The 2716-nt window shown below is 64.0% G+C and carries 2 protein-coding genes and 1 pseudogene; 1 reads left to right on the forward strand and 2 read right to left on the reverse strand.

Going from position 1 to position 2716, the window contains the following annotated elements:
• A pseudogene (locus JWQ89_RS14905) lies at positions 1 to 383 on the reverse strand (glutamate 5-kinase); the annotation flags it as partial.
• A 149-nt stretch (positions 384 to 532) separates the two neighbouring features.
• On the opposite strand from JWQ89_RS14905, the gene JWQ89_RS14910 reads away from it, so the two are divergent.
• Complete coding sequence (locus tag JWQ89_RS14910; RefSeq protein ID WP_299642258.1) at positions 533 to 1609, forward strand: acyltransferase; 1077 nt, start codon at positions 533 to 535, stop codon at positions 1607 to 1609.
• A 76-nt stretch (positions 1610 to 1685) separates the two neighbouring features.
• On the opposite strand, the gene obgE is transcribed toward JWQ89_RS14910, so the two are convergent.
• Positions 1686 to 2716: GTPase ObgE (obgE, locus tag JWQ89_RS14915; RefSeq protein ID WP_299642259.1), on the reverse strand; the 1031-nt coding region annotated here is incomplete at its 5' end.

The raw sequence follows: 2716 nt of genomic DNA on the forward strand, positions 1-2716 counted from the left end.
TCGAGCGTCGCCGCCGCATACAGATAGCGCCGTCGGTCCTCGAGATCGTCGAGCGTCACCAGCATCTGCGCCGCGGTCAGCCCTTCGGCGGCGAGGCATTCGGCCCAGACCTGGCTAAGCGCGATCTGCCCCGTTGCGGCAGCCGCCTGTGCGTCTTCCAGGCTAGCGCGGCCACCCTTGGCGAGCTTCAGCCGCCGCGCCCCCAACGCGATGGCGCCCGACGAGACCACCGCGATTTGCTGCCCCGCCTTAGCAGCGACGGCGATGTCGGCGACCAGGCTCGCGAGCCAGTCCCGCCGCACTTCGCCCTCGGGCGTGACGAGCAGCGACGACCCAACCTTGACGATCAGGCGAGAGCAGCCGGCAGGAGTGAAGACGTGCATCCAAGCCCGTTAGCGCGTCCCCGCGGGCCACGCCAATCGAGATGTCCGCTGTCGGTGGAAAGCGGTCGTAGCATGCCTGCACTAGGAACCAAGCTGGCGAACTAGTCACGTTTACCATAAGGTAATTCCGGGTCGTTAGCGCGAACGCGATGGAGCGGTCGACATATACTCCGCCAACGCGTCTGGCACGGCTTGATGGACTGCGCGGCGTCGCGGCGTGCGTGGTCGCCGCGTATCACCTCCAAATATTTTATTATAACGGCCTCAGCGATTTCTATGGCGGCGTCGCCGGCTGGTTCTTTCGATGGGGCTGGACCTTCGTCGATCTGTTCTTCGTCATCTCCGGCTACATCTTCGCGCATGTCTATTCCGGCGGCACGGCGTTGCGAAACGGGCGTCAGCTCGGCGACTTCGCCGTGGCGCGCATCGCGCGACTCTATCCGCTTCATCTAACCATGTTGCTGATCGTGGCCGTGCTCGATTGGGGGAGGCCGGAAAACACGATCCCGATCTTCCTGTGCCACCTTTTCATGCTGCAAGGGCTAGTACCCGGGGCCGATGCCGGTTTCGTCGGCCCGAGCTGGTCGATCTCCGTCGAAATGCTCTGCTACTTTCTGTTCGCGCTGGCAGCCAGTTCGGGCAAGCGAACGCTTACATGGGTTTCGTTCGCACTCGTCGCGCTGATCGTGACGAAGCTCGCATTACTCGGATTGTCCGGCGGGCCCTGGGGCGCCGACTATCTGATCGGCGGAGTCCTCGGGTTCTTCATCGGGCAGCTGATGTGGCAGTGTCGTGACCTTCTGGAGCGAGTGCCGGCAATCGTCCTTGCCCTGACGTTCGCCATCGGCGCGATGGCGGATGTCGGCTCTTACAGCCCATTGCTGCCGTTGGACCTGCTGGCTTGGCCGTCTGCGTTGTTGCTGGTGTTGCGCATCAAGGCCTTCGAAGCGCGCCCGCTGCTATGGCTGGGTGAGCGAAGCTACGGAATCTATCTGATTCACTATCCGGTGCTGAGCATCTTTTTCAGAATACTCGGCAAGTCACACGCCAGCTCGATGGGCGTCATCACGCTCTACCTGACCTTTGCGATCGTCGTCCTCGCCCTGTCGGATGTGGCGCTTCGTCTGATCGAGCGCCCCGGCCGCCGAGCGGTGCGCGAGGCGTGGATCAAACATCGTCCAGCACCACGCATGGCGGCTCCGTCGCGCCTCACCGAAGTAGACTAGGCCCGCTGAGGGCAACCCTCTCCGACGATGATGGGCATCAGCTAACCTTCGCCTAACCTTTCGCTCCGCTTCAGGCTCACACTGGCGACCATTCGATCGCGTCCTCGCCTTCGTCGTCGGCGCTGACCTTGGCGTGGTCTCCGATCGCTTCGAGTAGCTTGTCGAGCACCCAGTCCACGCCGGTCCCCGCGGCGCCGGAGATGGGGATCACTTCGGCGCCGCTGGCTTCCTCGAGTTCCGCGGACAATGCGGCGATGAGTTCGTCGTCGAGGGTGTCGATCTTGTTGAGGGCTATAACCACCTTTTTGTCGGTCAGGCCGGCACCGTAGTTTTCGAGTTCATCGCGAACAATGCGATAGCTTTCGGCGACATCCTCGTCATTTGCGTCGACGAGGTGGAGCAGCACCTGGCAGCGCTCGATGTGCCCCAGGAAACGGTCGCCGATGCCGGCACCCTCAGCCGCACCCTCGATCAGGCCGGGGATGTCGGCGACGACGAACTCGCGCTGGTGGTGGCGCACCACGCCGAGCTGCGGCCGGGTGGTGGTGAAGGCGTATTCGCCGACCTTGGCCTGGGCGTTGGTAACCTGGTTGATGAAGGTCGACTTGCCGGCATTGGGCAGCCCGACCAGCCCAGCATCGGCGAGCAATTTGAGGCGCAACCACACCCACGCCTCCTGCTCGGGCCAGCCGGTGCCGTGCTGGCGCGGGGTGCGGTTGGTGGAGGTCTTGTAGCTGGCATTGCCGCGCCCGCCGTCGCCCCCGCGCAGGAACACGACGCGCTCGCCGACCTTGGTGAAGTCGAGCAGCACGGTTTCCTTGTCCTCGGACAGGACCTGCGTCCCGACGGGCACCTTGATCACCAGGTCCTCGCCACCCGCGCCGGTGCGGTTGCTGCCCGAACCGCCCTTGCCGCGCGGCGCGCGGAAATGCTGAGTATAGCGAAAGTCGATCAGCGTGTTGAGCCCGGCCACGGCCTCGAACACGATGTCGCCACCCTTGCCGCCATTGCCGCCGTCGGGTCCGCCATACTCGATGAACTTTTCACGCCGGAAACTGACGGCCCCGGGTCCGCCCGAACCGGAGCGGGCGAAGATTTTTGCTTGAT

Origin of the sequence: Devosia sp., assembly GCF_028290645.1 — a bacterium.
Lineage (GTDB): Bacteria > Pseudomonadota > Alphaproteobacteria > Rhizobiales > Devosiaceae > Devosia_A.